Below are 25,847 nucleotides of genomic sequence, written 5' to 3' on the forward strand. Positions count from 1 at the left end.
CCAGGCACCGGAATGATTCCTGCTTCGGCTATCCGCTCCGTCATGACGATCAAGAGCCGGAATGACTTAATTCAAGTACAGTTTTACGGACGGCCGTCCTTCCGGGGGTACCATGTCACGGCTCAAGATTTCCCACACGCTTATTGCCCTTTTCCTCGTGGTCGCCGTTATCGTCACGGCGCTTGCCGTTTCATCTCTCGGCGGCATCAAGATGATGAACGAGCGCAACAACGAGATCGCCACCACCTGGCTGCCGCGCGTCTCGCTTTCCCGCGCGCTCGAAACCCAGCTTTCCGATACGCGCATGGCGTTTGCCCGCCACCTGATTTCCCTGACGCCGTTTGAAAAGAAGGCAGCGGAAAAGGTCATCGGCCAGACCGTCGAAGGCTTCAACAAGCTCGCCGACGAATATTCGAGCCTGATGGTCACCGATGCCGACAAGGCAGCGCTCGACAATGTGCGGGCAGCCTACCAGGCCTATCTCTCCGTCGCCGAAGGCATGGTCAAGCTCTCCAACAACCTCGAGAACATGAAGGCGCAGAGCGTCTTCAAGGTCGAGATGCGCGAGACCGAAGGCAAGGTCGACGAGGCGATCAAGGAAATGCGCGCGCTGAACCTCGCCGGCGCGGATGCCGCCGTTGCCGCAAGCTCGGCGACGCATGACCAGATCCGCATGATCGAGATCGCCGTCATCGCCCTTGCCGCCGTCATCGTGCTCGGCGCCATCCTCTATGCCGTGCGCGGCATCGCCCGCCCGATCCAGATCATCACCCGCTCCATGGCGCGCCTTGCCGAAGGCGACACCGACAGCAGCATCCCCTATGGCGCCCGCAAGGACGAAATCGGCGAGATGGCCCGTGCGGTCGAGGTCTTCCGCCAGGCCGCGATCACCAATCAGCACCTCGAGGCCGATGCCCAGGAACAGCGCGCCAAGGCGGAAGCCGAGCGCGTTCGCGTCACCGAGGAAGCAGAAGCAGCAGCCCAGCGCCGCCTTCAGGAAGCGACCGCCGGTCTTGCGAGCGGCCTGCGCCGCCTCGCCTCGGGCGATCTCGCCTTCCAGCTCAACGAACCCTTCGCGCCCGACTTCGAGCAGCTTCGCCACGACCTGAACCAGGCCGTCGCCCAGCTTGCCTATACGCTTGCCGCCGTCTCGGCAGCCTCGGGTAGCATCGACAGCGGCGCTCGCGAGGTCAGCCAGAGCGCCGACGACCTGTCGCGCCGGACCGAGCAGCAGGCGGCCTCGCTGGAAGAGACCGCTGCTGCACTCGACCAGATCACCGTCAATGTCGGCAATTCGTCGAAGCGCACCAACGAGGCTCGCACCGTTGCCGGCCAGGCCAACGAAAGCGCCCGCAAGTCCGGCGCGATCGTCTCGGGCGCGGTCGACGCCATGGGCCGCATCGAACATTCGTCGAGCCAGATCTCCAACATCATCGGCGTGATCGACGAGATTGCGTTCCAGACGAACCTGCTGGCGCTCAACGCCGGCGTCGAAGCAGCGCGCGCCGGTGACGCCGGCAAGGGCTTCGCCGTCGTTGCCCAGGAAGTGCGCGAGCTTGCCCAGCGCTCGGCCAACGCGGCCAAGGAGATCAAGGACCTGATCCGCAACTCCGCCATCGAAGTGGAAAGCGGCGTCCGTCTCGTGCGCGAAACCGGCGAGGCTCTGCGCACGATCGAGGGCTTCATCGTCACGATCAACCAGCACATGGACGCGATCGCCGTCTCGGCGCAGGAACAGTCCGCCGGGCTCTCTGAGGTCAACATGGCCGTCAACCAGATGGACCAGGTCACCCAGCAGAACGCGGCAATGGTCGAGGAAGCCAATGCGGCAAGCGCGACGCTCGCCCAGGAAGCCGGCCGTCTGCGCGAGCTGATCGCGCGCTTCTCGCTCGCCGAGGCTGGCGGTCACGGATACGCCCAATCGACCAACGGGTCGCGCTGGGCCGCCTGATCGCGGGTCTGCGGCGACGCCACGTCGTGCGGCGCGCAAACGGTCGCCTGTCGCGAGAATTTCTTGCCGCTCCAAGTGAAACGGCCGTCAGAAATGGCGGCCGTTTCTTTGTCGTCGACGGAGTTACCGTGAAACGCCGGAGGTTTGTGTCGACAAAGGCGGCAATTGTAACTATCACTAATGTTACTGCCATTTCACATGGCACCTCATGAAATTCCAGCGACGATCATGAAGAAGACATTTGAAGTTTCCGATAGACTGTTCGAGCTTTACCACCGGGTTCACCGGCTGGTGAACGAATCGATGACCGAGGAAGGCGTGTCGCTGGCACGCAGCAAGTTCCTCTTCTTCCTCAGCAAGCTCGGTCCCTGTCGCTCGACCGACATCGCCTGTGCGCTGAACTTCGCACCGCGCACGGTCACCGAAGCGATCGACGGCCTGGAGCGTGACCGCTTGGTCATGCGCAAGCCCGATCCTGAAGACCGGCGCGCCAAGATCGTCTCGATCACCGAAACGGGCCGCGTCGTACTGGAAGCCGCAGAGCATCCGCGCAAGCAGCTGCTCGAGGAGATCTTCTCCGCCCTCGACGACGAAGAGCTTGACGCGCTCTTTGATATCGTCGGCAAGCTGGTCGATCGCACGGACGAGATCCGCAAGCGCAAGGATGAGGCCGAAGAGGCAGCACAGGTCGCGATCGCCCGCTAGCCGCGGTTCCGCTCGTCGCAAATCACAAGCACCGAAACAGAAAGAGGCCGGGACATCATGTCCCGGCCTCTCCCGTTTTCTCCGGGCGGTAACGCTTACATCGCGTTGATGGCGCCAATGGAGAAGAACAGGGTTTCGCCCGAGGAATCGTCGACGCCGTCATTGTCGGTGATGACATAGCCGTTGCCGGCGGCGTCGACGGTGAAGCCCTCGACCTTGTCGACGACATAGCCGTTCAGCGCCTTCAGATCCGGAATGAGGTCTCGGACCTCTTCCTTCTTGACGACAGGCAGTTCGCCACCGAGGGCGGCCGGCTTCAGTTCCGAGAGAGCAACGCGGTAGATCTTCTTCAGCTTGGCTGCCTGGCCGATCAGGTTGTCGCGCTCGATGATGTAGGCGTAGTTGCCGTGAACGGAGATTTCCGACAGGCCGACCCAGCCGTCACCGGCCTTCTCCAGCGGGTAGCGCACGGCGCCCCACTCCTCGCTTTTCAAGTTGTAGGCGACGAGCTTGACGAAGCCCTTCTCGTCATCCTTCCATTCGCGCTGAACCGCCGTCCACAGTGTCTGGTCGTCCCCTTCGCCGACAACGGTGATGCCTTCGAAGCCGAAGCGGGTTTCGCCGGCGCGCAGCGCTTCCGGAAGGGCGATTTCCTTCTTGATCTCGCCCTTCTTGTTCACGTGGAAGATCGCGTGGCTGTAGAGCTTGTCGGAATTGCCTTCCGACGCGAGCCAGAAGCCCCCTTCCCCGTCATTGGCGATGCCTTCGATGTCGAGCTTCTGCGCCGGGGCGCCATCGCGGGTGATGGCGAGCGCTTCGGTGATCAGCGCCGGCTTCTGGGTGGCGTCGATGGTGAAGATCGTCGGCTGCGACGAGTAGACCGAATCGTTGACGGCGCGCAGGAAGCCGGGCTTGTCGGCAACGGCAGCGAGGCCCGAGAGCGCGCCGAAGCCGATCGGCAGGCCATCCTTCTCGGCGGAGCGGATCTGCGGATAGGCAGCTTCGCCCTCGCTGCGCTCATAGATCATTACATGCGAGCGCGCGCCGCCGTCCTCGCCGAGGTCGACTTCGTTCGCGGTTGCAAAGAGGTTACGCGACGGGATCGCCACGGCGCCTTCCGGCGAAATGCCCGACGGCAGGAGCTGCAGAAGCTCAGGCTCGGCACCGGTGTCCTTGTAGACGCCGACGATCGAAGCGCGTTCTGACAGGACGAAGAACAGGTTGTCTTCGCCGAATTTCGCGGCTTCCAGGCCCTCGGGCTCGACACCCTTGGCCGAAGAGCGCTTCTCCGGATAGTGGCCGATGGCGGCAATCGCGTGCTCGAAGCTCGCGCCCGATTCGAAGAGAACCTTGCCGGTGGTGTCGAAGATCGTAAAGCCGCGCGAACCGCCCTCATAGTCACCTTCGTTGGCAACGACGATGCGGTTGTCGTCGAGCCACTTCACGGCGTCCGGCTCGCGCTTGCGGCCCGGCTGTTCGTCCTTGAAGGCAATCGCGCCGTTGCGCTTGGCGTCGATGTTCTTGAGATCGACGGTGCCGGCGAAGAAATGCGTCTTCACCGTTCCCGTCTTGCCGTCGATGATGACGATGTGGTTGTTTTCCTGCAGCGTCAGGGCGATCTCGTCCTTGCCGTTGAAGGAAACAAATTCCGGCTCCGGATCCTCGCCGGCGATTTCCGCAAGACCGGTCAGCGCCACGCGCTTCAGCGAGCCGCAATCGGCCACACCGTCCTTCAAGGACAGGATCACCAGATCGCCGGCCGGCATCTGCGGGATCTTGCCGTCGTTCACTTCCTCGTCGCGCTCGTTCTCGATGGCGATGGCCGCCAGGGTGCGGTCCTTGTTGACGGCGACCGAATCCGGCTGGCCGCCGAGATCGCAGGTCGCATCGACTTTCTTCGAGGCCAGATCGACGATCGCAAGAAGCCCCGAAGGCTTGACGAAGCTTTCGCGCGTGTTGACCGCGACGAGTGCCTTTGCACCGGCGATGGTGACCGAGGTCGGCTCGCCGTCAAAGGAGACCGTGCCGGCAGCCTTCGGCGCCTTGGCGTCGGTGATGTCGATCAGGCCGACGCGCTTGCCCGGGCTGTCGGAGTAGACAAGCAGGTTGCCGTCTTCGCTGGCGGTGATGATCTCGGCTGATGTCGGCGCCTTGCGCGCATCGCCTTCCGGCAGGTTGTCGGCAACGGCAAAGGACGCAATACGGTTGAATACGGGCTCGGCCGCCGCGGGAAATGCAGCGGAGGCAAGAAGAACGGCCGCAAGCGCGGTCACGCGCGAAGTGATGGTCATGAAATCCCCCATGTGCGAACACTGAAAACATGGGGGTTCTGCGCGATGGCGATGACAGCCGAATGACAACGGCCGGGTTTTACACCGTTCAGGTTGCAGAAGCGACGCGCTCGCGCCGTATCTCGTTGCGCATGATGAACAGCGACGCCGCAAGGATCAGCGCCGCGCCGATCCAGAGATACCCTGTCGGCGCGTAACCGAAGACCAGCCAGCCCGCAAAGACATTGAGCGGCAGCTTCAGGTCGTCAAAGGGCTGCACATAGGCGGCGTCGGCAACCGTATAGGCAAGCGTCAGCAGATATTGCGCGACGACGGTGAGGATCCCGGCGAGCAGCAGAAAGCCGAGTGCCGCTCCGTCGGGCATTGCGAAACCGGCCGAAAACGCGATGGCGCCGTTGATCGGCGTCAGGAGCACAAGCAGCCAGACGGTGATCGTTTCGGGGCGTTCGAGACTGGTGAGGCTTTTGGTGATCAGCGACGAGGCGCCCCAGAGCAGCGCCGAGAGAATTGGCAACAGGGCTGCCCAGCTGAAGCTGTCCGACCAGGGCTCGAGAATGATCATCGCGCCGAGGAAACCGACGGCGGTTGCCGCCCAGCGCGCCGCGCCGACGCGTTCGCCGAGAAACAGGCGGGCGCCGAGGATGATGAAGAACGGCGAGGTCATGACCAGCGCGATCGCCTGCCAGATCGGCACGTGCGCAAGACCGGAGACCCAGGCACCGACACCGAAGGCGGCAAGCACCACGCGCACGACGTGGCGCCACGGGTAGTCGGTGCGCATGGCCGACAACCCGGCACGCCTGAGGAACGGCAGCGAGAACAGAAACGCAAAGGCATATTGCCAGAACGCCATGGAGGTCGCGGGAAAGCCGAGCGTCATCGTCAGCCACTGGGTGACGACATTAAGGCCGGCGAAGGCAATTCCGGCCAGCACCATGAAGGCCGCGCCCGCCATGGCGCGGGAAGAGGAGAAGCCGAGGGAAGTCTGATCCATGTCATGCACCCTGAAAACGGACAAACACAAATCAGGACGCATGAGCGCACGGCACGACGCCGGGCAGCCCTGCCCTTCGTGCCGACGACCATTCTCTTTCATCCGGACTATGACCGTCGGCTCCGGAGTTGCACCGGATCTGCTGACCCCTCCTCCTGATGGAGGAAGGCGCTCGCGGGCTTGGGCTTGCGCCCTTACCGCCGGTGGGGACTTTCACCCCGCCCTGAGAATGGCCGAGGCGTAGAACAAATGGCCGACGTCTGCAAGAGCCACCGAAAATGCGAAAGGGGTCCGGCTTGCGCCGAACCCCCGAATACCTGGACTGCCGGCCTCGTGTCCGGCCGCCAAGCAAAACTTATCAGCCGTTGACGGCATCCTTCAGGCCCTTGCCGGCCGTGAACTTCGGCACGTTGCGTGCCGGGATGTCAACTTCCGCACCCGTAGACGGGTTACGGCCCTTCGAGGCTTCGCGGCGCGAAACCGAGAAGTTGCCGAAGCCGACCAGGCGAATGTCGCCGCCGTTCTTCAGCTCAGCCTGGATGGTCTCGAAAACTGCATCAACTGCAGAAGATGCGTCGGTCTTGGAAAGTCCGGCCTTCTCAGCAACGGCAGACACGAGCTCATTTTTGTTCATGTTTCCACCCCTTTCAGATTGGTTCGAAACGACTGTGTTTTAAGGCGCGGCGGCTTGCGCTTTGCCCGCGTCTTGCCTTTCCCAATTGCGCCTAATCCCTTGGAATGCAAGGCTTGCAGGGTGCTTTTACAACAAAAAAGACCGGCCAATGGCCGGTCTTCCCAATTTTTCTGCAAAATGAGCGCCGCTCGAGCCGGCTGCGCCCATTTTCAAGCGCCCGTCAGTGGGCGACGGAAGAGCCCGCTTCGTCCTGCGAATCAACCGGTGCAACGGTTGCTGGCTCGTTTGCCGGGTCCCATTCGATCGGTTCCGGCATGCGCACCAGAGCGTGTTCGAGCACCTCGCCCACCCGCGAAACCGGAATGATTTCGAGCGCGTTCTTCACGTTGTCCGGGATCTCGGCGAGATCCTTGGCGTTCTCTTCCGGGATCAGCACCTTCTTGATGCCGCCTCGGAGCGCCGCCAGGAGCTTCTCCTTGAGACCGCCGATCGGCAGCACGCGGCCACGCAGCGTGATCTCACCGGTCATGGCGACATCCTTGGAGATCGGGATACCGGTCATGATCGATACGATCGCGGTTGCCATGGCGACGCCGGCTGACGGACCATCCTTCGGCGTCGCACCTTCCGGCACGTGCACGTGGATGTCACGCTTGTCGAACAGCGGCGGTTCGATGCCGAAGTCGATCGCGCGCGAGCGGACATAGGAGGCCGCCGCCGAAATCGATTCCTTCATCACGTCGCGCAGGTTGCCGGTGACGGTCATGCGGCCCTTGCCGGGCATCATGACGCCTTCGATCGTCAGCAGTTCGCCGCCGACCTCGGTCCAGGCAAGCCCGGTGACAACACCGATCTGATCGTCGCGTTCGGCTTCGCCGTGGCGGAAGCGCGGGACGCCCAGATAGTCGTTGATGTTGGCAGCGGTAACCTCGACCTTCTTGGTCTTGCCCTTGATAATCTCAGTCACGGCCTTACGGGCGAGCTTCATCAGTTCGCGCTCGAAGTTACGCACACCGGCTTCGCGGGTGTAGGTCTGGATGACCGCCATCAGCGCGCCGTCGGTGACCGAGAACTCCTTCGGCTGCAGCGCGTGATCACGGATCGCCTTCGGCAGCAGGTGCCGCTTGGCGATCTCCAGCTTTTCCTCTTCGGTGTAGCCGGCAATGCGGATCACTTCCATGCGGTCCATCAACGGCGCCGGAATGTTCAGCGTGTTGGCCGTGGTGATGAACATCACGTTGGACAGGTCGTATTCGACTTCCAGGTAGTGGTCCATGAAGGTCGAGTTCTGTTCCGGATCCAGCACCTCGAGCAGCGCCGACGACGGGTCGCCGCGGAAGTCCTGGCCCATCTTGTCGATTTCGTCGAGCAGGAAGAGCGGGTTGGACCGCTTGGCCTTCTTCATCGACTGCACGACCTTGCCCGGCATAGAGCCGATATAGGTGCGGCGATGGCCACGGATTTCGGCTTCGTCACGAACGCCGCCGAGCGCCATGCGCACGTATTCACGGCCGGTCGCCTTGGCGATCGACTTGGCGAGCGAGGTCTTGCCGACGCCCGGAGGGCCGACGAGGCACAGAATCGGACCCTTGATCTTCGCCGAACGCGCCTGCACGGCGAGATACTCGACGATGCGCTCCTTGACCTTGTCGAGGCCGAAGTGATCCGTGTTGAGCACCTCTTCGGCGTGGTTGAGGTCGGTCTTGATCTTCGACTTCTTGCCCCAAGGCAGGCCGAGCAGCCAATCCAGGTAGTTGCGAACGACGGTCGCTTCCGCCGACATCGGGCTCATCTGGCGCAGCTTCTTCAGCTCCGCGTCAGCCTTCTCGCGCGCTTCCTTGGAAAGCTTCGTCTTGGCGATACGCTCCTCGATCTCGGCCATCTCGTCGCGGCCGTCCTCGCCGTCGCCGAGCTCCTTCTGGATCGCCTTCATCTGTTCGTTGAGGTAGTACTCGCGCTGGGTCTTCTCCATCTGGCGCTTGACGCGCGAGCGGATGCGCTTTTCCACCTGCAGGACGGAGATCTCGCCTTCCATGAAGCCGAGCGCCTTTTCCAGGCGCATCTTCACGCTGGTGGTCTCCAGCATTTCCTGCTTTTCGACGATCTTGATCGACAGGTGCGACGCGACCGTGTCGGCCAGCTTCGAGTAATCTTCGATCTGGCTGGCAACGCCGACGACCTCGGGAGAGATCTTCTTGTTGAGCTTCACATAGCTTTCGAATTCGGAGACGACCGAGCGGCTGAGCGCTTCGATCTCGACCGGGTCTTCGGTCGGTTCGCTCAGCGTATGGGCCGAAGCCTCATAGAATTCCTCGCGCGGCGTGTAGCCGCCGATCTTGGCGCGCGCGCGCCCTTCGACCAGCACCTTGACGGTGCCGTCGGGCAGCTTCAGCAGCTGCAGAACGTTGGCGATGGTGCCGACTTCGTAGATCGCGGACGGTTCCGGATCGTCGTCGGTGGCGTTGATCTGGGTGGCAAGCATGATCTGCTTGTCAGTGCCCATGACTTCCTCAAGCGCACGGATCGACTTTTCGCGGCCAACGAAAAGCGGCACGATCATATGCGGGAAGACAACGATGTCGCGGAGCGGCAGGACCGGGTAGGTCGCGCTTTCAGTCGCCGGTGACGTTTTGTTCGTCATGTCATTTCCTTTCCGTCCCGATTTCGGGCCCGTTTCCGGGAGCCCTTCAGGCACTCCCGGCTGTCATATTTTCCACATGAAAGTGGAGTGCGACCGCGTCCATTTCAAGGCTCGACGCGGACATCCACAAACCGTGGCCGGGTCCCTCTGACTACGCATCAATGCTGTTGCGGACCTTGCGACGGACTACAAGCTCATGGACCGCAACCATGAAGGTCCTTCATTGAATCGTCACATCATTGCGTTGTTTGCGGCACTTTAGCAACAATCGAATTGTGAAATCTGCGCCCCGGCGCGTGTGTCTCAACAGCTAAGTGCGCGGACATGAAAAAGCCCGCACGAGGCGGGCTTCTCAATCGATAATTCAGAGCGGTCAGGCCGAAACGTTGGTCTTTTCGTCCGACCGCTCGGAGTAGATGTAGAGCGGGCGGGCAGCACCCTTGACCACCTCGTCCGAGATGACCACTTCGCGCACGCCTTCGAGCGTCGGCAGCTCGAACATGGTGTCGAGCAGGATCTTCTCCATGATCGAGCGCAGGCCACGGGCGCCGGTCTTGCGCACGATCGCCCGGCGGGCAATCTCGCGCAGCGCGTCCTCGTGGAAGGTCAATTCCACGTCTTCCATCTCGAACAGGCGCTGATACTGCTTGACCAGCGCATTCTTCGGCTCGGACAGGATCTGGATCAGGGCGTCCTCGTCGAGGTCTTCCAGCGTCGCCAGAACCGGGAGACGGCCGATGAATTCCGGGATCAGGCCGAACTTGACGAGATCTTCCGGCTCCAGCTCGCGCAGAACTTCGCCGACACGGCGATCTTCCGGTGCACGCACCGTCGCGCCGAAGCCGATCGAGGTCTTCTCGCCGCGGGCGGAGATGATCTTGTCGAGACCAGCAAATGCGCCGCCGCAGATGAAGAGGATGTTGGTCGTGTCGACCTGCAGGAATTCCTGCTGCGGATGCTTGCGGCCACCCTGCGGCGGTACCGAGGCAACCGTGCCTTCCATGATCTTCAAAAGCGCCTGCTGCACGCCCTCGCCCGATACGTCGCGAGTGATCGACGGATTATCGGACTTGCGCGAAATCTTGTCGACTTCGTCGATGTAGACGATGCCGCGCTGCGCGCGCTCGACATTGTAGTCGGCGGCCTGAAGCAGCTTCAGGATGATGTTCTCGACGTCTTCACCGACATAACCGGCTTCGGTCAGCGTCGTGGCGTCGGCCATGGTGAACGGCACGTCGATGATGCGCGCGAGCGTCTGGGCGAGATAGGTCTTGCCGCAGCCGGTCGGGCCGACGAGCATGATGTTCGACTTCGCAAGCTCGACGTCGCTGCCCTTGGCGGCGTGCGCCAGGCGCTTGTAGTGGTTGTGCACGGCCACCGACAAGATGCGCTTGGCCTGCTGCTGGCCGATGACGTATTCGTCGAGGACCTTGATGATTTCCTGAGGGGTCGGAACACCGTCGCGCGACTTGACCATCGAGGTCTTGTTCTCTTCGCGAATGATGTCCATGCACAGTTCGACGCATTCATCGCAGATGAACACGGTCGGTCCGGCAATCAGCTTGCGGACTTCGTGCTGGCTCTTGCCGCAGAACGAACAATAAAGTGTATTCTTCGAGTCACCGCCGTTGCTTCCGCTGACCTTGCTCATTTCCACTTCCTTCCAGCACGCCGGACACTTCAGACAAAGTATCGCGGACCACTCAAATTGCCCTGAGCCTCAACCTCAAACAGGGCTTCCGGGAGTACTCACCGCTTCAGGCGAACACGCCCGACGCAGCCGCAACGACTCTCCCAACTCCAACCCAACAACACTACGCGGTCAGAATCCAACATAGCATTAATGGGCCATATTACCGGCTTTACCCTGTCGATAAAGCCCTTGAGCCATTACAATTGTGTCACAATTACATCTATCCCGACACAAATGCGCGTTATCACGCCTGCTCGCCGCCTTCGATCTCTTCGCGCGACGTCAGTACCTTGTCGACGATACCCCAGGAAAGAGCTTCGTCCGCGCTCATGAAATGGTCTCGATCGAGCGTCTGCTCGACTTCCTCATAGGTCCGGCCGCAATGCTTGACGTAAACCTCATTGAGGCGGCGCTTCATCTTCAGGATATCCTTGGCGTGGCGCTCGATATCGGAGGCCTGGCCCTGGAACCCGCCGGAGGGCTGGTGAACCATGATGCGCGCGTTCGGCGTGGCAAAGCGCATGTCCTTGTGGCCGGCTGCGAGAAGCAGCGAACCCATCGACGCCGCCTGGCCGACGCAGAGCGTCGAAACGGCCGGCTTGATGAACTGCATCGTGTCGTAGATCGCCATGCCGGAAGTCACGACACCGCCCGGCGAATTGATGTAGAGGGCGATTTCCTTCTTCGGGTTTTCGGCTTCGAGGAAAAGAAGCTGGGCGCAGACGAGCGTCGCCATCTGATCTTCGACCGGGCCGGTCACGAAGATGATGCGCTCCTTCAGAAGGCGCGAAAAGATATCGTAGGAACGTTCACCGCGGTTGGTCTGTTCAACAACCATCGGCACCAGTGCCAGGGCGGTATCAACGGGATTTCTCATATCGAACCTTCATCAATCGGGTTCGCAAAACCTTTGCGAACCGGGAATCACGGGATTGCCTTCTGTTCCTACATAGAGTGTCAACACCCTTCGTTTCAAGTCGCGAAGCTTCGATAACCTTAATCGAAGGCCTGCTTCGCCTTGAAGTTCGGCTGCCCTCCACACATGGTTGGCGATAGAACATTTTTCCACGGATATCCTCGGTTGAGGCCAAGGATGCAAACTCTGCACGCAGGCTTCGGCGATATCGGTAAACGAAGCACAAATCCGTGAACCGGGGCACCTGTTTAAAGCTGAGATTCGATCGGCAGGATGCGGATCAGCCCCGCAATCATGCGCCTTGCAAGGCTCGCGTCCGGCTCGTGACGAACCAGCCGCTCGGAGCCGTTGGCGCGATCTCGCCAGACAAGGCGTGATCCCTCGATCCCAACCCTATAGCTGATCGACGGCGAGGTCTCCTCCTCGAACATGGCAGCCAGCTCGCCGGCCAGCGCTGCATCCTCAAAGACGACGCCCATCTCCGTGTTGAGCGAGGCGGAGCGCGGGTCGAAATTCATCGAGCCGACGAAGCCGTTCAGGCCATCGACCACGAAAGCCTTGCTGTGCAGGCTCGCATTGCGGCGTCCGAACAACGTCATGCGGTGTCCGTCGACCACTTCCCCCTGCTCCTTCAACTCAAAGAGCGCGATGCCGGCCTGGACCAGCCTGCGGCGGTATTTGACGTAACCGCCGTGCACCGCCGCAACATCGGTCGCGGCGAGAGAGTTCGTGAGCACGGCAACCTGCGCTCCCCGCGCAGCGATGGCTGCAAGCTCTCGCGTGCCGGCAACGCCGGGGATGAAATAGGGCGAGATGATCCTCAGGTCCCGCGTGGCTGCCTCGATCAGCGGGAAGAGCTCGCGCAGCAGCCAGTTCTGGCGACGCTGCATCAGGGCCTTTTCCGGCGGATCGGATGCCAGCCGGATCTCGGAACTCCAGTGAAGCCGCCGCGTGCCGTGATAGACCTCGTCCTGCTCCGCCGCCCGGTCGACGCGCTCCAGATAGAACCGGCCCGCCGGCGTGCGGGCCAACCCGTCGACGGCCTCGCGCAGCGCCGGCAAATACTGCTTGCGCGGCGTACGCAGCGCCGCGATCGGAAGCACGGATGCGCTGTTCCAGTAGCGGTCGAACATGGCCGACGCCTGTTCCAGCACCGGCCCCACCATCCAGACGTCAAGATCGCGGAAATTGGAGAGTTCCGCGGCGTCAAAATAGGCGTCGCCGATGTTGCGGCCGCCGGCGATCGCCACGCGGCCATCGGCTACCCAGAGTTTGTTGTGCATGCGACGGGTGGCGCTGAAGGCACGGATCGCCATTTCGAAGCCGCGGCGAAAGCGATCGGTGCGCGCCCGGCTGGGATTGAAGAGCCGCACGTCGATATGGGGATGGGCGTCCAGCGCAATGCACATGCGATCGTGAATGCCCGCATTGATGTCATCGAGCAGCAGCCGGACGCGCACGCCGCGGTCGGCGGCGGCCAGGATCTCACGGGCAAGCAGAAGGCCGGTCAGGTCGTCCTTCCAGTAGTAATACTGGAGATCGAGGCTGCGGCCGGCGCGCCGCGCCGCATGCGCGCGCACCACCAGGGCCTCGATGTTGTCGGAAACCAGCGCCACCCCATTGGCACCCGCGTGGCTGGCTAGAAGCGGCGCCAGATGCCGGTCGAGCTCGGTGCCGTCGTCGGCCAGCGGAAGTGCCGTTGACGGCGGTCCATGCGGGCGGCGGCCGAATCGGCCGTAGACATAGAGGAGCGTCGCAACGACCAGGCCGAGGATGGCGGCAACGGTGAACAGGACAAAGGACAACATCGAAAGCTCGCCCGCGCCGTCAGACCGACCCCGCGCGACCGGCCTCGACCCGCTTTCCATCTCTGTGATCCAGATGAACCGCCTTCAGGTCGATCGAGGCCTTCACCGGCAGATGATCCGAAGCGATCCGCGCAAGCGGCGAGTCGTGCACGGCGACCGACGTCACCAGACTGTGCGGGTTGCCGAGCACGCGATCGAGCGGCAGCAGCGGGAAACGCGAAGGGAAACTGGCGACGGTCGCATGGGACGGGTCGAAGACGGGGCTCAGGAATGACAAGGACGAGCGCCGGCCCATCCGCCATTCGTTGAGATCGCCGATCAGGAGCGTCGGACGTCCGTTGGCGTCGGCCGCTGCCCCAAGGATCGCTTCTGCCTGCTGGGCGCGCGAGTGCCGCAGAAGACCGAGATGAGCGGCGATGATGCGCAGCGGCCCCACCTTCAGGTCGAGATCGACGACGAGCGCGCCGCGCGGCTCGACTCCGGGCAGTTTCAACTGCCGCACGTCGGAAACGGCGCCTTCGCGCAGCAGCAGGACATTGCCGTGCCAGCCATGTCCCTTGGTCGAAAAGCCCGAAATCGGCACCGAAACGAGGTGGCTCTCGCGGCGCAGGTGCTCAAGATCGAGCAAACCGGCACGTTCACCGAACCGCTGGTCCGCCTCCTGAAGCGCGACAATATCCGCGCCCAATTCACTGATGACATTAGCGGTGCGACCGGGATCGAAACGGCCGTCGGTGCCGACGCATTTGTGGATGTTGTAGGAGGCGATGACGATATCGCCACGGCTGACCGCGGCTTCGCGATGAACGACGGTGGGGCGTCTCTTGCGGATCGCAGCGACGATCCCCGCCGATAGACTGGACTGGTTTTTTCCCATGCCGCTCCCTGCTTGCTGGCCGCATCATGCGCAAATAGGTCGCCTGGTGCCACAGAAAAAGGGAGGAAAACGGAAGTTTGTTCCCCGTGGATAGCGCACCGGGAGATGCGGGCGCCGGCGGCGAACGCACGTCGCCGGCGTCCCTTCCCGCTCTTTCGTTCAATCTGCCGGCCCCGCAAACAGGATCAGATTTCCATCGGGATCGAGCACGATAAACGTACGTGCGCCCCAGGGTTCCGTGCGCAACGTTTGGTGAAAAGAGACCCCGGCCGACTGGTAGCTCAGGAACAATTGCTTGATGTCATTGACGGTATCGAGGGCGATGGAGGCGGAAAGCAGGTGCTCGCGCTGCCGGATGTCGCCGACGAAGACGGGTTCGCAGACGAGACGCAGAGCGAGCCGAGCATTGTCCCGGATCACCTGCCCATAGAAGGGCGGATCGCCGTAGACGAAATCAACCGCAAAGCCGAGCTTCTCGCTGAAGAAGTCGCACGCGGCCCTGATATCGGCAACGAACAACTGTGCGGCTGTCGATTGCAGCACCGGCTGCGGTGTGGCGGGTTTGGATTGCATGCTCATTGTCAGGGCTCCTGATTTGAGCGCCTGCCAACTGTCGAACCCCGATTGACGCGCGAGCAGTTCCTGCGCGTCGGCGAGCTTGAACTCCGACTTGAGAATGGTCTCGTCGTCAAGATCGCGGAAGCGCGGCAAGGCAGCCCTGATCTCGGCGGCGACCGGATAGTATCGGTCGCGATGCCATCTGAGGTATTGCTTCGCCTGCTTCTTCAGGTTTTCAAGGTTTGGCATGGGCGCAACTACGGTCTGTGTTCCGTAGGCGGGCGTTGCCCTTTCAGCCCTCTGCCGATGCGCCCTACGCAGCCAGTGGAGATTGGCCGCCATGGCACGTGCTGTCAACGCCCTGATGGCCGCGGGTGCCGATATCCGCCCTTGCCGGCCGAACCGCGGTTCCCTTAGACATAGGGACCATTGAAGTCCGCGAAGAGCCGCTGCCATGCCTGCCATTTCCATCGACCGCACGCTGAGGCGCGTTTCCATCGATGCGCGCGATCCAGCCTTCTACCGTGATCCGCTCGCAGCCTATGTCGAGATCCATGCGCAGTGCCCCGCGTTCTTCTGGGACGAGCGGCAGCAATGGTATTTCGCGGGCTACGACCAGGTGAACGCGCTTTTGCGCGACCGACGCTTCGGCCGGCAGATCCTGCATGTGGCCACGCGCGAAGACCTCGGTCTGCCGGCGCCGAAGCCGCATCTGAAGGATTTCGATGCGCTCGAAGAGTACTCGCTGCTCGAACTTGAGCCGCCGGCCCACACGCGGCTGCGCACGCTGGTCAACCGGGCTTTCGTCTCGCGGCAGATCGAGCAACTGCGACCCGATATCGAGCGCCTGTCGCACGCCCTGATCGACGGCTTCGTCGAGGACGGCGAGGTCGAACTGCTGAAGACTTTTGCCGAAACGCTTCCCGTGACGATCATCGCCCGCATGCTCGGCATCCCCGTCGAGGCGGCGCCCGACCTCCTCGACTGGTCGCACCGCATCGTCCGGATGTATGTCTTCAATCCGAGCTACGAGACCGAACTCGACGCCAACCAGGCCTGCGCCGACTTTGCCAGCTACCTCAGGGGAATTGTTGCCGAGAAACGCCGCAAGCCCGCCGACGATCTGCTGACGCATATGATCACTTCGGAAAAGGATGGCGAGCGGCTCTCGGAAGCGGAGCTGGTCTCGACCACTGCTCTGCTCCTCAACGCCGGGCACGAGGCAACGGTGCACCAGATCGGCAATGCGGTCAGGACAGTTCTGCGATCCGGGCTACCGGCCACGGCGATGTTCGCCAATCCAAAGGCGACGGAGCTTGCGGTGGAAGAATGCCTGCGCGTTGCAGCACCTCTGCACATTTTCCAGCGCTACGCCCTGTCGGACATCGATCTCGATGAGGGCATCACACTGCGAAAGGGCGACAAGATCGGCCTGTTGCTCGGGGCGGCGAACGTGGATCCGAAGAAGTTCACCGACCCACTGATTTTCCGGCCGACACGCGACGAAGGCGCCAACGTCTCCTTCGGCGCCGGCCTGCATTTCTGCATCGGCGCGCCGCTCGCCCGCCTTGAGCTCAACCTGTCGCTGCCGATCTTGTTCGAGCGCTTGCCGAAGATGCGGTTGAAGAACGAACCCGAGGTGAAGGACGCGTTCCATTTCCACGGCCTGGAGCGCCTCGACCTCGTCTGGTGACAGCACCGAAGACCGTCCGGTCTCCGGTGCCTGAATGGTCACAGGCGGATGACGTAGTCCTTGCGGGTCGTCTCCACGACCTCCCAGGTGCCTTCGAAACCGGGCCGCAGGATCATGCTGTCGCCGGCGCGCAGATGCGCCGCCTCGCCGCCATCCTGCGTGACGATCGAGTAGCCGGAGATGATGTGGAAATACTCCCACTCCTCATAGACGATCCGCCATTTGCCGGGCGTCGATTCCCAGACCCCGGCATAGAGGCCACCTTCGGCCTCTTCGAGGTTCCAGGTCTTGAACTGCGGCGCGCCTGAAATCAGCCGTTCGGCGGCCGGAGTGCCGGTTTCCGGTTCGATGGAGGACAAGTCGAACTTCTGCATGTTCATCATGGCGGCACCCTTGCGAAGGGCGCGCTGAAGCGCCCCTCGTGGCTCGTGTTTCAGATGTAATTCGCCTAGTTCATCTGTCTAGGGCAGTATTGATTTCATTGCACGATTCGACAAGCGCCGGCGGACATGCCTGACCCTGTCGACACATTCGCTCCCGCGTTGGCCGATACGTGAAGTTCCTGGGGCGGAACGAAACCTCAACCATAATCCCCATCGATGCCGATGAAACGGGGTTTATCTTTGACAGTGTGACGACCATTCTCCGCTACATAAAGTCCGTCGACAGTCGCTCTTTTGAGGACTAGCGAACCTCGACCCACTAGCTGCAACAGTTGGAACGGGCGGACGGGGCGCAGCATGGCGAAGCCTTCTCGTTCTGCTCGGCCAGCCAACGGTCCCGAGGCTTGCAACTCGCCGGACGCGGCGTCAAAGCGACTTGGAGAGTGCCGTCCTCCGCGACAGGGGTATTCGCACAAAACAACTGCATCGGGCGGACGCCATCGCTGACTTCGAAGGTCAGCTTGGCGGAGCCGTCGAGACGGAGGTGTTCGGAAACCTTGCGGACGATGGCCGAGAACTTCCCGGCTGTCATATAGGTCCGCTCGCCCTCCTCGATATCCCACAGCTGCACGAAAATCTCCGACCAGGCTTCCGGATTTGCCCCGCAATCAAGCGCGGAGAACTGGCCAGCCTTGACCTCGGTCACGTGATAGCCGGGCTTCACGGGCTTTCCGTCATACAGGAAGACCAAGGGCAGGTCCGGTGTCTCTGCGGCTCTGCCGAGCAACTCCCCAAGCGAGATATCGGTTTTGTCGGATTGGCTATTGTCGATCGCGCTCATTTGTGGCTATCCTCAATTTCAATGATTCAAGGATTATTGAAATATGGATGATCGTCAAGCCCTCTCCTCCTTCGCCGCGCTTTCACAGGAAACCCGACTTTCCATCGTGAGGACCCTGGTCATCGCCGGCCCTGAAGGTCTGGCCGCCGGCGCGATTGCCGAACGCATGGGCGTCTCTCCATCAAACGTCTCGTTCCACCTCAAGGAACTCGAACGATCAGGCCTCATCTCCCAACGCCGGGAGTCGCGCTCGATCGTCTATAACGCAAGTTACGACACGCTGGCCGATCTGGTGACTTTCCTGATGGAAGACTGCTGCGCGGGGCATCCCGGCATCCGCGGGTCCGTCGAGCGATCCGCCAGTTGCTGTTCAAGCGAAGCATAGCCCGTCAAGGAATACGTCATTGCATACGACCAAGGTTCCGGCGGGCATCGTCTCCGCTCTCGGTGTCACGCAGATCATCGGCTACGGCACTCTCTACTACTCCTTCAGCATCCTTGCCCCCGGAATGGCCAACGACCTCGGCATCAGCCTGGAGCGGGTCTTCGCCGTCTTCTCGGTCTCGCTGTTCATCGGCGGCCTGTCTGCTCCGTTCATCGGCAGGCACATGGACAGGATCGGCGCGGCGACGGTGATGACGCTGGGGTCGGCCCTTGCGGCGTTCACCTTGGCACTCTGCGCATGGTCACCGTCCGTATCGCTCTTCGCCCTTGCAATTGTCCTGCTCGAGGTGTCCTCCGGGATGGTCCAGTATCAGGCAGCCTTCGCCACACTGGTCGAAAGCGAACCTCGCACGGCGTCCCGTAGCATCACTTACCTCACGCTCATCGGCGGCTTTGCCTCCACCATCTTCTGGCCGATCGCCGCGACACTGACCGGATATCTGACCTGGCGCGAAATCTATCTGGTGTTCGCCGTCCTGAACCTTCTCGTCTGCATGCCCCTGCACTACTGGATCATGCGTGCCGGAAGGCTGAGTTCCAAAACGGACGAGACAAGAACCCGCGAGGTCGTCGTCGGCGCTCTTGAGCCGCAGGCCCGCCGCCGCGGCATGCTGTTGGTCTCCTTCGCCTTCTCTCTTTCGGGCTTCACCCTCGCCGCGATCCTTGCCCACATGGTGCCGATGCTCGGCGCGATCGGACTTGGCAGTGCGGCGGTCGTGATCGGCTCCTTGTTCGGTCCGGCACAAGTCATGAGCCGCCTTATCAACATGGTCTTCGGAAAGAGCCTGTCGCCGCCGGCGCTTGCAATTGTCTCCGCGGCGCTGATGGTCGTCGGTGCGGTGATACTTGGGGTGTCGGGCAATTGGCTGCCCGGTGCCGTGGCTTTCGCCATCTGTCTTGGCCTCGGGTCAGGGATCAACAGCATCGCTCAGGGGAGCCTGCCGCTCTATCTCTTCGGGTCCGCTGGCTACGGCGCGATCACGGGCAAGATGGCTGCGGCAAGGTTGGCGACTGGCGCGGCCGCCCCGTTTGCGTTCGCGGCCGCTATGAACCACTTCGGGACAACCATCTCGCTTTTCGTGATCGCCGCGCTGGGAGCGCTCGGAATCCTGGCGTTCGTCGCTGTCGCCTCATCGGTGCGTCGCGACCGCGTTGCCTGATGACGGAAGAACGTACAGACTCCTCGATCATCGCCATGAAAGCCAAGCCTCCGTGAACACTCCGATCAAATCCTCGACGTCACCCAGTCATCCGGCCGCTTTCGGCGGCGGAGCCATCATCGGCGCACTCGGCGGGTTGATAGGGCTTGGAGGGGCAGAATTCCGTCTGCCGCTGCTGATCGGCGCATTCAATTTCGCGGCCCTCGAGGCGGTGATCCTGAACAAGGCAATGAGCCTTGTCGTCGTGTCTTCCGCCCTGCCGTTTCGAGCCGGCACGATCCCTTTCAGTCAGATCGCATCGAATTGGCCGATCGTACTGAACCTTCTTGCAGGAAGCCTGATCGGTGCCTGGTTCGGCGCAGGATGGGCCACACGGTTGAAATCGGAGACCCTTTACAGGGTGATATCCGTTCTTCTCGGCGCAATCGCCGTCGTGCTGGTGCTTGGCCACGGCACCTCGGCGGGTCAACCGCTTCTAACCGGAAACTGGCAGGTTGTCGCCGGAGTATCCGCCGGCTTCGTGATCGGCATCGTTGCGTCGCTGCTGGGCGTCGCCGGGGGCGAGTTGCTCATTCCGACGTTGGTTCTGCTCTTCGGCGCGGACATCAAGCTCGCCGGTAGCCTCTCACTGGCGGTGAGCCTTCCCACAATGCTCGTGGGCTTTACTCGCTACAGCCGCGACCAGGGCTTTTCGGTTCTGGGTCGCAACAGGGTGTTCGTCCTCATCATGGCCGCGGGATCGGTCCTGGGGACGTTTGTCGGCGGCCTGCTCCTCGGCATTGTCCCGAATTCGATCCTCCTTCCCGCACTCGCCGTGATCTTGTTGCTGTCAGCCGTGAAGGTCTGGCGGCACGGCTGACAGCATTTCTTCCCTGGATCAATTTGAGGTGAACGCTTCGAGATCGGTCGCGTGGCCTCAGGCGACGGACCATCCGCCGTCCACCAGCAGATTCGCGCCGGTGATCAGGCTCGCAGCCGGCGATGCAAGGAAGACTACGGCACCCACCACATCATCGGTTTCCCCGATCCGGCCGAGTGGAATGTGATCGACCGTCGCTCTGCGATTTTCGGCATCGGATAGAAACGGTGCTGTACCATCCGTGTGGATGAACGTCGGCGATACGGTGTTTACGGTGACATTATAGCGTGCCCATTCGGCTGCAAGGCAGCGCGTGAGGTGATTAATTGCCGCCTTGCTCATGCAATAGATTGCCTCTCCGCGCAGTGCAACCGTACCGGCCTGTGAGCTGATACTGATGATCCGGCCACCATTTCGCGCGATCATGTGACGGCCCACTGCCTGTGTCATCAGGAAGGTGCCCTTGATGTTGACATCGAGTATCTCGTCAAGGTCCTTCTCCTCAACGAGTTCCGCGAGATTGCCCGGGGCCACGCCGACATTGTTGACGAGGACGTCGATCCGACCGAATGCGGAAACCGCCGCGTCGACGGCTTGTGCGATATGGGCCTTCTTGGGAATGTCCAGTTCAACGGGGAGTACCTTTCGTCCCGCGCCCTCGAGTTCGGCGATCAGGCCCGCTGACGCTGCGACATCGCGGACCCCCAAGACAATATCTGAGCCTGCTGCAGCACAGGCAAGTGCGCAAGCACGTCCAATGCCACGCCTCGCGCCCGTCACCAAAGTCACCTTGCCCTCAAGGCTGAAATCCGGCGCACTCTTCCGCATCATTGCCTCCCTCGATGAAGCTCATTTATTGCAGCGTCGGCGTGCGGATGCCAGTTGTTCTGCTCTTGTCGCGCACGCGAAGTCCGTCCGACCAACATCACGCTCGTCGAGAACGACCTTGGGGCAGTGGTGCGCGGGCTGTAGGCTTGGCTCAGTGGGGAGATTGAAGCTTCCGGCCCAATGCGGGCGCGATACCTGACCGATCTTGGTCTCATTAGACCTATGGGAGTTCGATCTCACCGTTCACCACGTGGTTGAGACCGGTGCCCTCCGCCGTCAGCGTCATGCGCACCTTCAGCTTCTCGCCGCCGAACTGCCCCTCGCGCACCGCCTCTTCGATCTTATGCTGCGAGGTGACACCGACTTCTTTCAGGAACTTGCGGATCGACATGTTGAAGGCGTCTTCGCTCATCGTGGAACTCCTCGGCGTCCGTGAGGGCGCAGCGTGGGCGCTTGTCTATCGCCCGGAATGCGCCGGCACAGTCGAATACGGATGTCAGCCTTGCCTCTCATCCCACGTTAGGAACCGACGCAACAACTTGCGGCTCCGTTGTTATGTTTGGCCTCCTGGATTGGCGGGCAAGGCACGTCGCCAAAGGAACAGAACACACAGCAGTCCCCGGATTTTGGCCGGAGCATCATACCGCATCCATTGCAATCATAGAAAAACTGACAGGCGTCGGTGGGCATCGTTTCCGTAGCCCGCTGGCCGCAATTGGGACAGGTGAGGGTTGATCGAAGCTGTATGGTCACACTATGTGCCTCGGCAACGAGTGCTTTCAGATGACGCCCGTCATCCATTGCTGAATAGCCTATTGGAAATATCGCCTCGTGCATAGTTTTGCGTCATGAGCGCTAGGTCAGTCTTTCGAAAGGCTGCAATGGGCCGCCATAAGCGGACAAGGCGTTGGTTCGCTTTGGCCAAAGAGCGGCCATTGCGATTGCAAGATGGCCGCTATCGGAACATTGCCGATGGCCTTTGACTAAATCGATCTCATTGACACCCGCTTCTCCAACTCGGCCGCGTGCTCCTTCCGCTCGCTGTAGCGGTCTGTAAGGTGGGCCGAGGCGTCCCGTGTCAGCAGCGTGAACTTCACCAGCTCCTCGCAGACGTCCACGACGCGGTCGTAGTAGGACGACGGCTTCATCCGGCCGTCGGCGTTGAACTCCTGGTAGGCCTTGGCGACCGACGACTGGTTGGGGATCGTGATCATCCGCATCCAGCGGCCGAGCACGCGCATCTGGTTCAGGGCGTTGAAGGACTGGCTGCCGCCGGAGACTTCCATGATCGCCAGCGTCTTGCCTTGCGTCGGCCGGATCGATCCGAGCGACAGAGGAATCCAGTCGATCTGGGCCTTCATGATGCCCGTCATCGCACCGTGGCGCTCGGGGCTGACCCAGACCTGGCCTTCCGACCATTGCGACAGTTCGCGCAGCTCCTGCACTTTCGGATGGCTGACCGGAGCCTCGTCGGGAAGCGGCAGCCCCCTCGGATCGAACATCCGCACCTCGCACCCCAACCGCTCGAGCAGACGTCTGGCTTCGTGCGCGAGCAGCCGGCTATAGGACACCTCCCGAAGCGAGCCGTAGAGGATCAGGATGCGCGGCTTGTGCGTCGAAAACGCTGGATGCGACGCGTCGAGGTCAGGCTGACGAAGATGCCGCTCCTGCAAGGCGGGGAAGGTCTCAGACAATGCGCTTTCCCTCCTGATCGAGGACCTGTTCGCCGTCTTCCTTGAAGAAGGCTCCCTTGAAGGCATCCGGCAGGATGTCGAGCACGACCTCGGACGGCCGTGCCAGCCTGGTACCGAGCGGCGTGACGACGAACGGACGGTTGATGAGGATCGGGTTTTTCAGCATGGCGTCGAGCAACTGGTCGTCCGTCAGCTTCGGATCATCGAGACCCAGTTCCGCGTAAGGCGTGCCCTTCTCGCGGATCGCCTGTCGGACGGTCAATCCGGCATCGGAGATCATCCTTGCCAACTCGTCGCGCGACGGCGGGGATTTGAGATACTCGATGACATCAGGTTCGATCCCGGCTGCGCGGATCATCTCCAGCGTGTTGCGGGACGTGCCGCAGGCGGGGTTGTGATAGATGGTGGCGTCCATTGTCATGTCCTTTCGGTAATGGGGTCCCGAGAGACAGCGGGAGCTGCCTCGTACCAGCCTTTGGTGCGGTTCACGGCCCAGACGACCGTGAGCATCACGGGAACTTCGATGAGCACGCCGACGACGGTTGCCAGCGCAGCACCTGACTGGAAGCCGAACAGGCTGATGGCCGCGGCAACCGCGAGTTCGAAGAAGTTGCTGGCTCCGATCAGTGCAGAAGGTCCGGCGATGCAATGGCGCTCGCCCGACATGCGGTTCAGGAGATAGGCCAGCCCCGAGTTGAAATAGACCTGGATCAGGATGGGGACGGCAAGCAGCGCAATGATCGTCGGCTGCGCGATGATCTGCTCACCCTGGAAACCGAAGAGGAGAACGAGCGTCGCGAGCAAGGCGACAAGCGAAAGCGGCTGCAGCTTCGCGAGCGTTGCGTCCAGCGCCTTCGTCGTACCATCGGCGGTCAGACGCCCTCTCAGGACTTGAGCGATAATGACGGGGACGACGATGTAGAGGACGACTGACAGAACGAGCGTGTCCCACGGTACGGTGATCGCCGACAGTCCGAGAAGCAGTCCGACGATCGGGGCGAAGGCGACGACCATGATCGCATCGTTGAGTGCCACCTGGGACAGCGTGAACAGCGGCTCGCCGCGCGTCAGGTTGCTCCAGACGAAGACCATCGCGGTACAGGGTGCAGCCGCAAGGATGATCAGGCCTGCGATGTAGGAGTCGATCTGGTCGGCCGGCAGATAAGGACGGAACAGCCAGCCCACGAACAGCCATCCGAGCAGCGCCATGGAGAACGGTTTGATGGCCCAGTTGATGAACAGGGTCACGCCGATGCCACGCCAATACGTGCTGACCTGCGCCAGCGAGCGGAAGTCGATCTTGATGAGCATCGGGATGATCATCAGCCAGATCAGGATGGCGACGGGCAGGTTCACCTTCGCGACCTCCGCCGCGCCGGTGACCTGGAAAACGCCGGGCATCAGATGGCCGAGGGCGACCCCGACGACGATACAAAGGAAGACCCAGATTGTGAGGTAGCGTTCGAACGTAGACATCAGGCCGTCTTCCCCTGAGTTCCCGTCGAGCCTTCCATCGCACCGATCTGGCTGAGCTTCGTTTCGAGCGCCAGGCGGTCGATCGATGCCAGCGGAAGACTGACGAAAGCCGTGATGCGGTTTTTCAGGAAACGGGCCGCCGTCGCGAAGGCGCGCTGGATTTCGGTTTCGGAACCGACAACCGCAGCCGGGTCTTCGACACCCCAATGCGCGGTCATCGGATGACCGATCCATACCGGGCAGGCCTCGCCATGCGCGCTGTCGCAGACGGTGAAGATGAAATCCATTTCAGGCGCGCCGGGTGCGGCAAAGACATCCCAGCTCTTCGACGAGAAGCCAGTCGCCGGATACCCGAGCGCGTCCAGTTCCTTCAGGGCATGTGGATTGACTTCGCCCTTGGGCTGGCTGCCTGCGGAAAACGCCCGGAAGCGCCCGCCGCCTTCCTTGTTGAGGATGGATTCGGCGAGAATAGAACGTGCGGAGTTGCCCGTGCACAAGAAGAGCACGTTGTAGGTCTTGTCGGTCATGGTCGTTTTCCGTGGTTAGGTCGGAGCTCTGTTGAATTGCATGATCGTTGCCGATGCAGGGCAGATGCCCGACAACTGACGGGTCGCGAGAACGGCGGGCGGCACATCAGCCCGCTCGATCACGGCGAAGCCAAGGCTTTCGAAGAACGGTGCGGCGGAGGTCGTCGCCAGGAAGACTGCCGAGCTGACATTGACGGCCTTCAGCGTTTCCCTGGTCAGCGATTTTCCAAGCGCCTTGCCACGATGCTCGGGCAAGATGACCATCGACCGGAGGAGGACCGCATCGCCGCATGCCTCGATGCCAGCATAGCCAACCGTGCCGCCATCGGAGGAAACCGCCCTGAAAAACGAGCGCCCAGCGTCTTCGAGGTCTTCGGTTGGAAGACCGGAAGCCGACAGCGCCAGCTTCAGTTCCGGATCGCTTCCCGGGACTGGCTCCAACCTGATGTCGCTCATGACGGCTTCACCTCGGCAACACAGCAGGGTGTCAGTTCGGCGATCAGCGGTGCACAGAGCTCGGTGGAGCCGCCGCAGCAATCTTTCAACAGGAAGAGGGTCAGGTCGCGCAGCCCCTGAAGGTCCGCCCGATAAATGATCGAACGGCTCTGCCGCTCGCTTGTCACGAGGCCCGCACGCGAGAGCGTCGCAAGGTGCGCGGACATGGTGTTCTGCGGGACATCGAGAAGGCGGGCGAGTTCGCCGGCGGGTACGCCATCGGGTTCTTGCCGGACGAGAAGCCGGAACGTTTCCAGTCTGGTGGCTTGAGCCAGTGCGGCAAGCGCCGCGATTGCCGTATTGTTATCCATATATCCAGAATAACGGATACATTATCGGTGTCAATCCCGTCATCTTTTACAAGACCTCGGAAATCTTG

Annotated in this window: 26 protein-coding genes and 1 riboswitch; of the genes, 6 read left to right on the forward strand and 20 right to left on the reverse strand. The window is 61.8% G+C overall.

Annotated features, from left to right (window positions below):
* Nucleotides 1–112 precede the first annotated feature (112 nt).
* Both XB14_RS11055 and XB14_RS11060 read left to right on the forward strand, forming a co-directional pair.
* The gene (locus tag XB14_RS11055; RefSeq protein WP_077961574.1) at nucleotides 113–1,951 is read left to right on the forward strand and encodes a methyl-accepting chemotaxis protein; all 1,839 of its coding nucleotides are present in this window, start codon (nucleotides 113–115) and stop codon (nucleotides 1,949–1,951) included.
* A 228-nt stretch (nucleotides 1,952–2,179) separates the two neighbouring features.
* Complete coding sequence (locus XB14_RS11060) at nucleotides 2,180–2,656, forward strand: MarR family winged helix-turn-helix transcriptional regulator (protein ID WP_077961575.1); 477 nt, start codon at nucleotides 2,180–2,182, stop codon at nucleotides 2,654–2,656.
* 95 nt (nucleotides 2,657–2,751) lie between these two features.
* On the opposite strand, the gene XB14_RS11065 is transcribed toward XB14_RS11060, so the two are convergent.
* From XB14_RS11065 to XB14_RS11105, 9 genes are all read right to left on the reverse strand, one after another.
* Nucleotides 2,752–4,959: an esterase-like activity of phytase family protein gene (locus tag XB14_RS11065; protein ID WP_179119567.1), complete on the reverse strand. Its 2,208-nt coding sequence runs from the start codon at nucleotides 4,957–4,959 to the stop codon at nucleotides 2,752–2,754.
* A 76-nt stretch (nucleotides 4,960–5,035) separates the two neighbouring features.
* A complete protein-coding gene (locus tag XB14_RS11070) occupies nucleotides 5,036–5,941 on the reverse strand; it encodes a DMT family transporter (RefSeq protein WP_077961576.1) in 906 nt (301 codons plus the stop codon).
* Between the two features lie 86 nt (nucleotides 5,942–6,027).
* Nucleotides 6,028–6,176: riboswitch (FMN riboswitch) on the reverse strand.
* Nucleotides 6,177–6,299: 123 nt separating this feature from the next.
* On the reverse strand, nucleotides 6,300–6,575 hold the full coding sequence (gene hupB, locus XB14_RS11075; RefSeq protein WP_034803616.1) for a DNA-binding protein HupB: 276 nt from the start codon (nucleotides 6,573–6,575) through the stop codon (nucleotides 6,300–6,302).
* 220 nt (nucleotides 6,576–6,795) lie between these two features.
* A complete protein-coding gene (gene lon, locus XB14_RS11080) occupies nucleotides 6,796–9,216 on the reverse strand; it encodes an endopeptidase La (RefSeq protein WP_077961577.1) in 2,421 nt (806 codons plus the stop codon).
* A gap of 373 nt (nucleotides 9,217–9,589) precedes the next feature.
* The gene (gene clpX, locus XB14_RS11085; RefSeq protein ID WP_077961578.1) at nucleotides 9,590–10,867 is read right to left on the reverse strand and encodes an ATP-dependent Clp protease ATP-binding subunit ClpX; all 1,278 of its coding nucleotides are present in this window, start codon (nucleotides 10,865–10,867) and stop codon (nucleotides 9,590–9,592) included.
* A 286-nt stretch (nucleotides 10,868–11,153) separates the two neighbouring features.
* Complete coding sequence (locus tag XB14_RS11090) at nucleotides 11,154–11,786, reverse strand: ATP-dependent Clp protease proteolytic subunit (RefSeq protein WP_077961579.1); 633 nt, start codon at nucleotides 11,784–11,786, stop codon at nucleotides 11,154–11,156.
* 287 nt (nucleotides 11,787–12,073) lie between these two features.
* On the reverse strand, nucleotides 12,074–13,633 hold the full coding sequence (locus tag XB14_RS11095) for a phospholipase D family protein (protein ID WP_077961966.1): 1,560 nt from the start codon (nucleotides 13,631–13,633) through the stop codon (nucleotides 12,074–12,076).
* A 19-nt stretch (nucleotides 13,634–13,652) separates the two neighbouring features.
* Nucleotides 13,653–14,510 carry an endonuclease/exonuclease/phosphatase family protein gene (locus XB14_RS11100; protein WP_077961580.1) on the reverse strand — a complete coding sequence of 286 codons (858 nt, stop codon included), beginning with the start codon at nucleotides 14,508–14,510 and terminating at the stop codon, nucleotides 13,653–13,655.
* Nucleotides 14,511–14,669: 159 nt separating this feature from the next.
* Nucleotides 14,670–15,317 carry a VOC family protein gene (locus XB14_RS11105; protein ID WP_077961581.1) on the reverse strand — a complete coding sequence of 216 codons (648 nt, stop codon included), beginning with the start codon at nucleotides 15,315–15,317 and terminating at the stop codon, nucleotides 14,670–14,672.
* Nucleotides 15,318–15,522: 205 nt separating this feature from the next.
* Here XB14_RS11105 and XB14_RS11110 point away from each other — a divergent pair, with 205 nt between their 5' ends.
* Entirely contained in the window at nucleotides 15,523–16,761 is a 1,239-nt protein-coding gene (locus XB14_RS11110; RefSeq protein ID WP_077961582.1) for a cytochrome P450, read from the forward strand.
* A gap of 38 nt (nucleotides 16,762–16,799) precedes the next feature.
* Here the strand turns inward: XB14_RS11110 and XB14_RS11115 are convergent, their stop codons facing one another.
* Nucleotides 16,800–17,144 (reverse strand): cupin domain-containing protein, encoded by a 345-nt coding sequence (locus XB14_RS11115; protein ID WP_077961583.1) that lies wholly within the window; start codon nucleotides 17,142–17,144, stop codon nucleotides 16,800–16,802.
* A gap of 319 nt (nucleotides 17,145–17,463) precedes the next feature.
* Nucleotides 17,464–17,985, reverse strand: a complete 522-nt coding sequence (locus XB14_RS11120) for a DUF6428 family protein (protein WP_077961584.1) — start codon at nucleotides 17,983–17,985, stop codon at nucleotides 17,464–17,466.
* Nucleotides 17,986–18,028: 43 nt separating this feature from the next.
* Here XB14_RS11120 and XB14_RS11125 point away from each other — a divergent pair, with 43 nt between their 5' ends.
* The 3 genes from XB14_RS11125 to XB14_RS11135 are packed head-to-tail and all read left to right on the forward strand — an operon-like array spanning nucleotide 18,029 to nucleotide 20,448.
* On the forward strand, nucleotides 18,029–18,370 hold the full coding sequence (locus XB14_RS11125) for an ArsR/SmtB family transcription factor (protein WP_060520391.1): 342 nt from the start codon (nucleotides 18,029–18,031) through the stop codon (nucleotides 18,368–18,370).
* Nucleotides 18,371–18,389: 19 nt separating this feature from the next.
* Nucleotides 18,390–19,589: an arsenite efflux MFS transporter ArsK gene (gene arsK / locus XB14_RS11130; protein ID WP_077961585.1), complete on the forward strand. Its 1,200-nt coding sequence runs from the start codon at nucleotides 18,390–18,392 to the stop codon at nucleotides 19,587–19,589.
* 52 nt (nucleotides 19,590–19,641) lie between these two features.
* A complete protein-coding gene (locus XB14_RS11135) occupies nucleotides 19,642–20,448 on the forward strand; it encodes a sulfite exporter TauE/SafE family protein (RefSeq protein ID WP_077961586.1) in 807 nt (268 codons plus the stop codon).
* A gap of 57 nt (nucleotides 20,449–20,505) precedes the next feature.
* On the opposite strand, the gene XB14_RS11140 is transcribed toward XB14_RS11135, so the two are convergent.
* The 9 genes from XB14_RS11140 to XB14_RS11180 form a co-directional block, all read right to left on the reverse strand.
* Nucleotides 20,506–21,276 (reverse strand): SDR family NAD(P)-dependent oxidoreductase, encoded by a 771-nt coding sequence (locus XB14_RS11140; protein ID WP_077961587.1) that lies wholly within the window; start codon nucleotides 21,274–21,276, stop codon nucleotides 20,506–20,508.
* Between the two features lie 220 nt (nucleotides 21,277–21,496).
* On the reverse strand, nucleotides 21,497–21,688 hold the full coding sequence (locus XB14_RS11145; RefSeq protein ID WP_077961588.1) for a DUF6494 family protein: 192 nt from the start codon (nucleotides 21,686–21,688) through the stop codon (nucleotides 21,497–21,499).
* A 107-nt stretch (nucleotides 21,689–21,795) separates the two neighbouring features.
* Nucleotides 21,796–22,023 carry a GDCCVxC domain-containing (seleno)protein gene (locus tag XB14_RS33540; protein ID WP_077961967.1) on the reverse strand — a complete coding sequence of 76 codons (228 nt, stop codon included), beginning with the start codon at nucleotides 22,021–22,023 and terminating at the stop codon, nucleotides 21,796–21,798.
* Nucleotides 22,024–22,259: 236 nt separating this feature from the next.
* Entirely contained in the window at nucleotides 22,260–22,988 is a 729-nt protein-coding gene (gene arsH / locus XB14_RS11155; protein WP_077961968.1) for an arsenical resistance protein ArsH, read from the reverse strand.
* A complete protein-coding gene (arsC, locus tag XB14_RS11160; RefSeq protein WP_179119568.1) occupies nucleotides 22,963–23,385 on the reverse strand; it encodes an arsenate reductase (glutaredoxin) in 423 nt (140 codons plus the stop codon). Before arsC ends, arsH begins: the two co-directional genes overlap by 26 nt.
* 2 nt (nucleotides 23,386–23,387) lie before the next feature.
* A complete protein-coding gene (arsB, locus tag XB14_RS11165) occupies nucleotides 23,388–24,446 on the reverse strand; it encodes an ACR3 family arsenite efflux transporter (protein ID WP_077961590.1) in 1,059 nt (352 codons plus the stop codon).
* Nucleotides 24,446–24,973 carry an arsenate reductase ArsC gene (locus XB14_RS11170; protein ID WP_077961591.1) on the reverse strand — a complete coding sequence of 176 codons (528 nt, stop codon included), beginning with the start codon at nucleotides 24,971–24,973 and terminating at the stop codon, nucleotides 24,446–24,448. Before XB14_RS11170 ends, arsB begins: the two co-directional genes overlap by 1 nt.
* A 15-nt stretch (nucleotides 24,974–24,988) precedes the next feature.
* Nucleotides 24,989–25,429, reverse strand: coding sequence for an arsenic resistance N-acetyltransferase ArsN2 (arsN2, locus tag XB14_RS11175; protein WP_077961592.1), 441 nt, complete (start codon nucleotides 25,427–25,429; stop codon nucleotides 24,989–24,991).
* Complete coding sequence (locus tag XB14_RS11180; RefSeq protein WP_077961593.1) at nucleotides 25,426–25,779, reverse strand: ArsR/SmtB family transcription factor; 354 nt, start codon at nucleotides 25,777–25,779, stop codon at nucleotides 25,426–25,428. The genes arsN2 and XB14_RS11180 overlap by 4 nt, the downstream gene beginning before the upstream one ends.
* Nucleotides 25,780–25,847 lie beyond the last annotated feature (68 nt).

It is taken from the genome of Ensifer adhaerens, assembly GCF_002007205.1.
GTDB classification, from domain to species: domain Bacteria; phylum Pseudomonadota; class Alphaproteobacteria; order Rhizobiales; family Rhizobiaceae; genus Ensifer; species Ensifer adhaerens_D.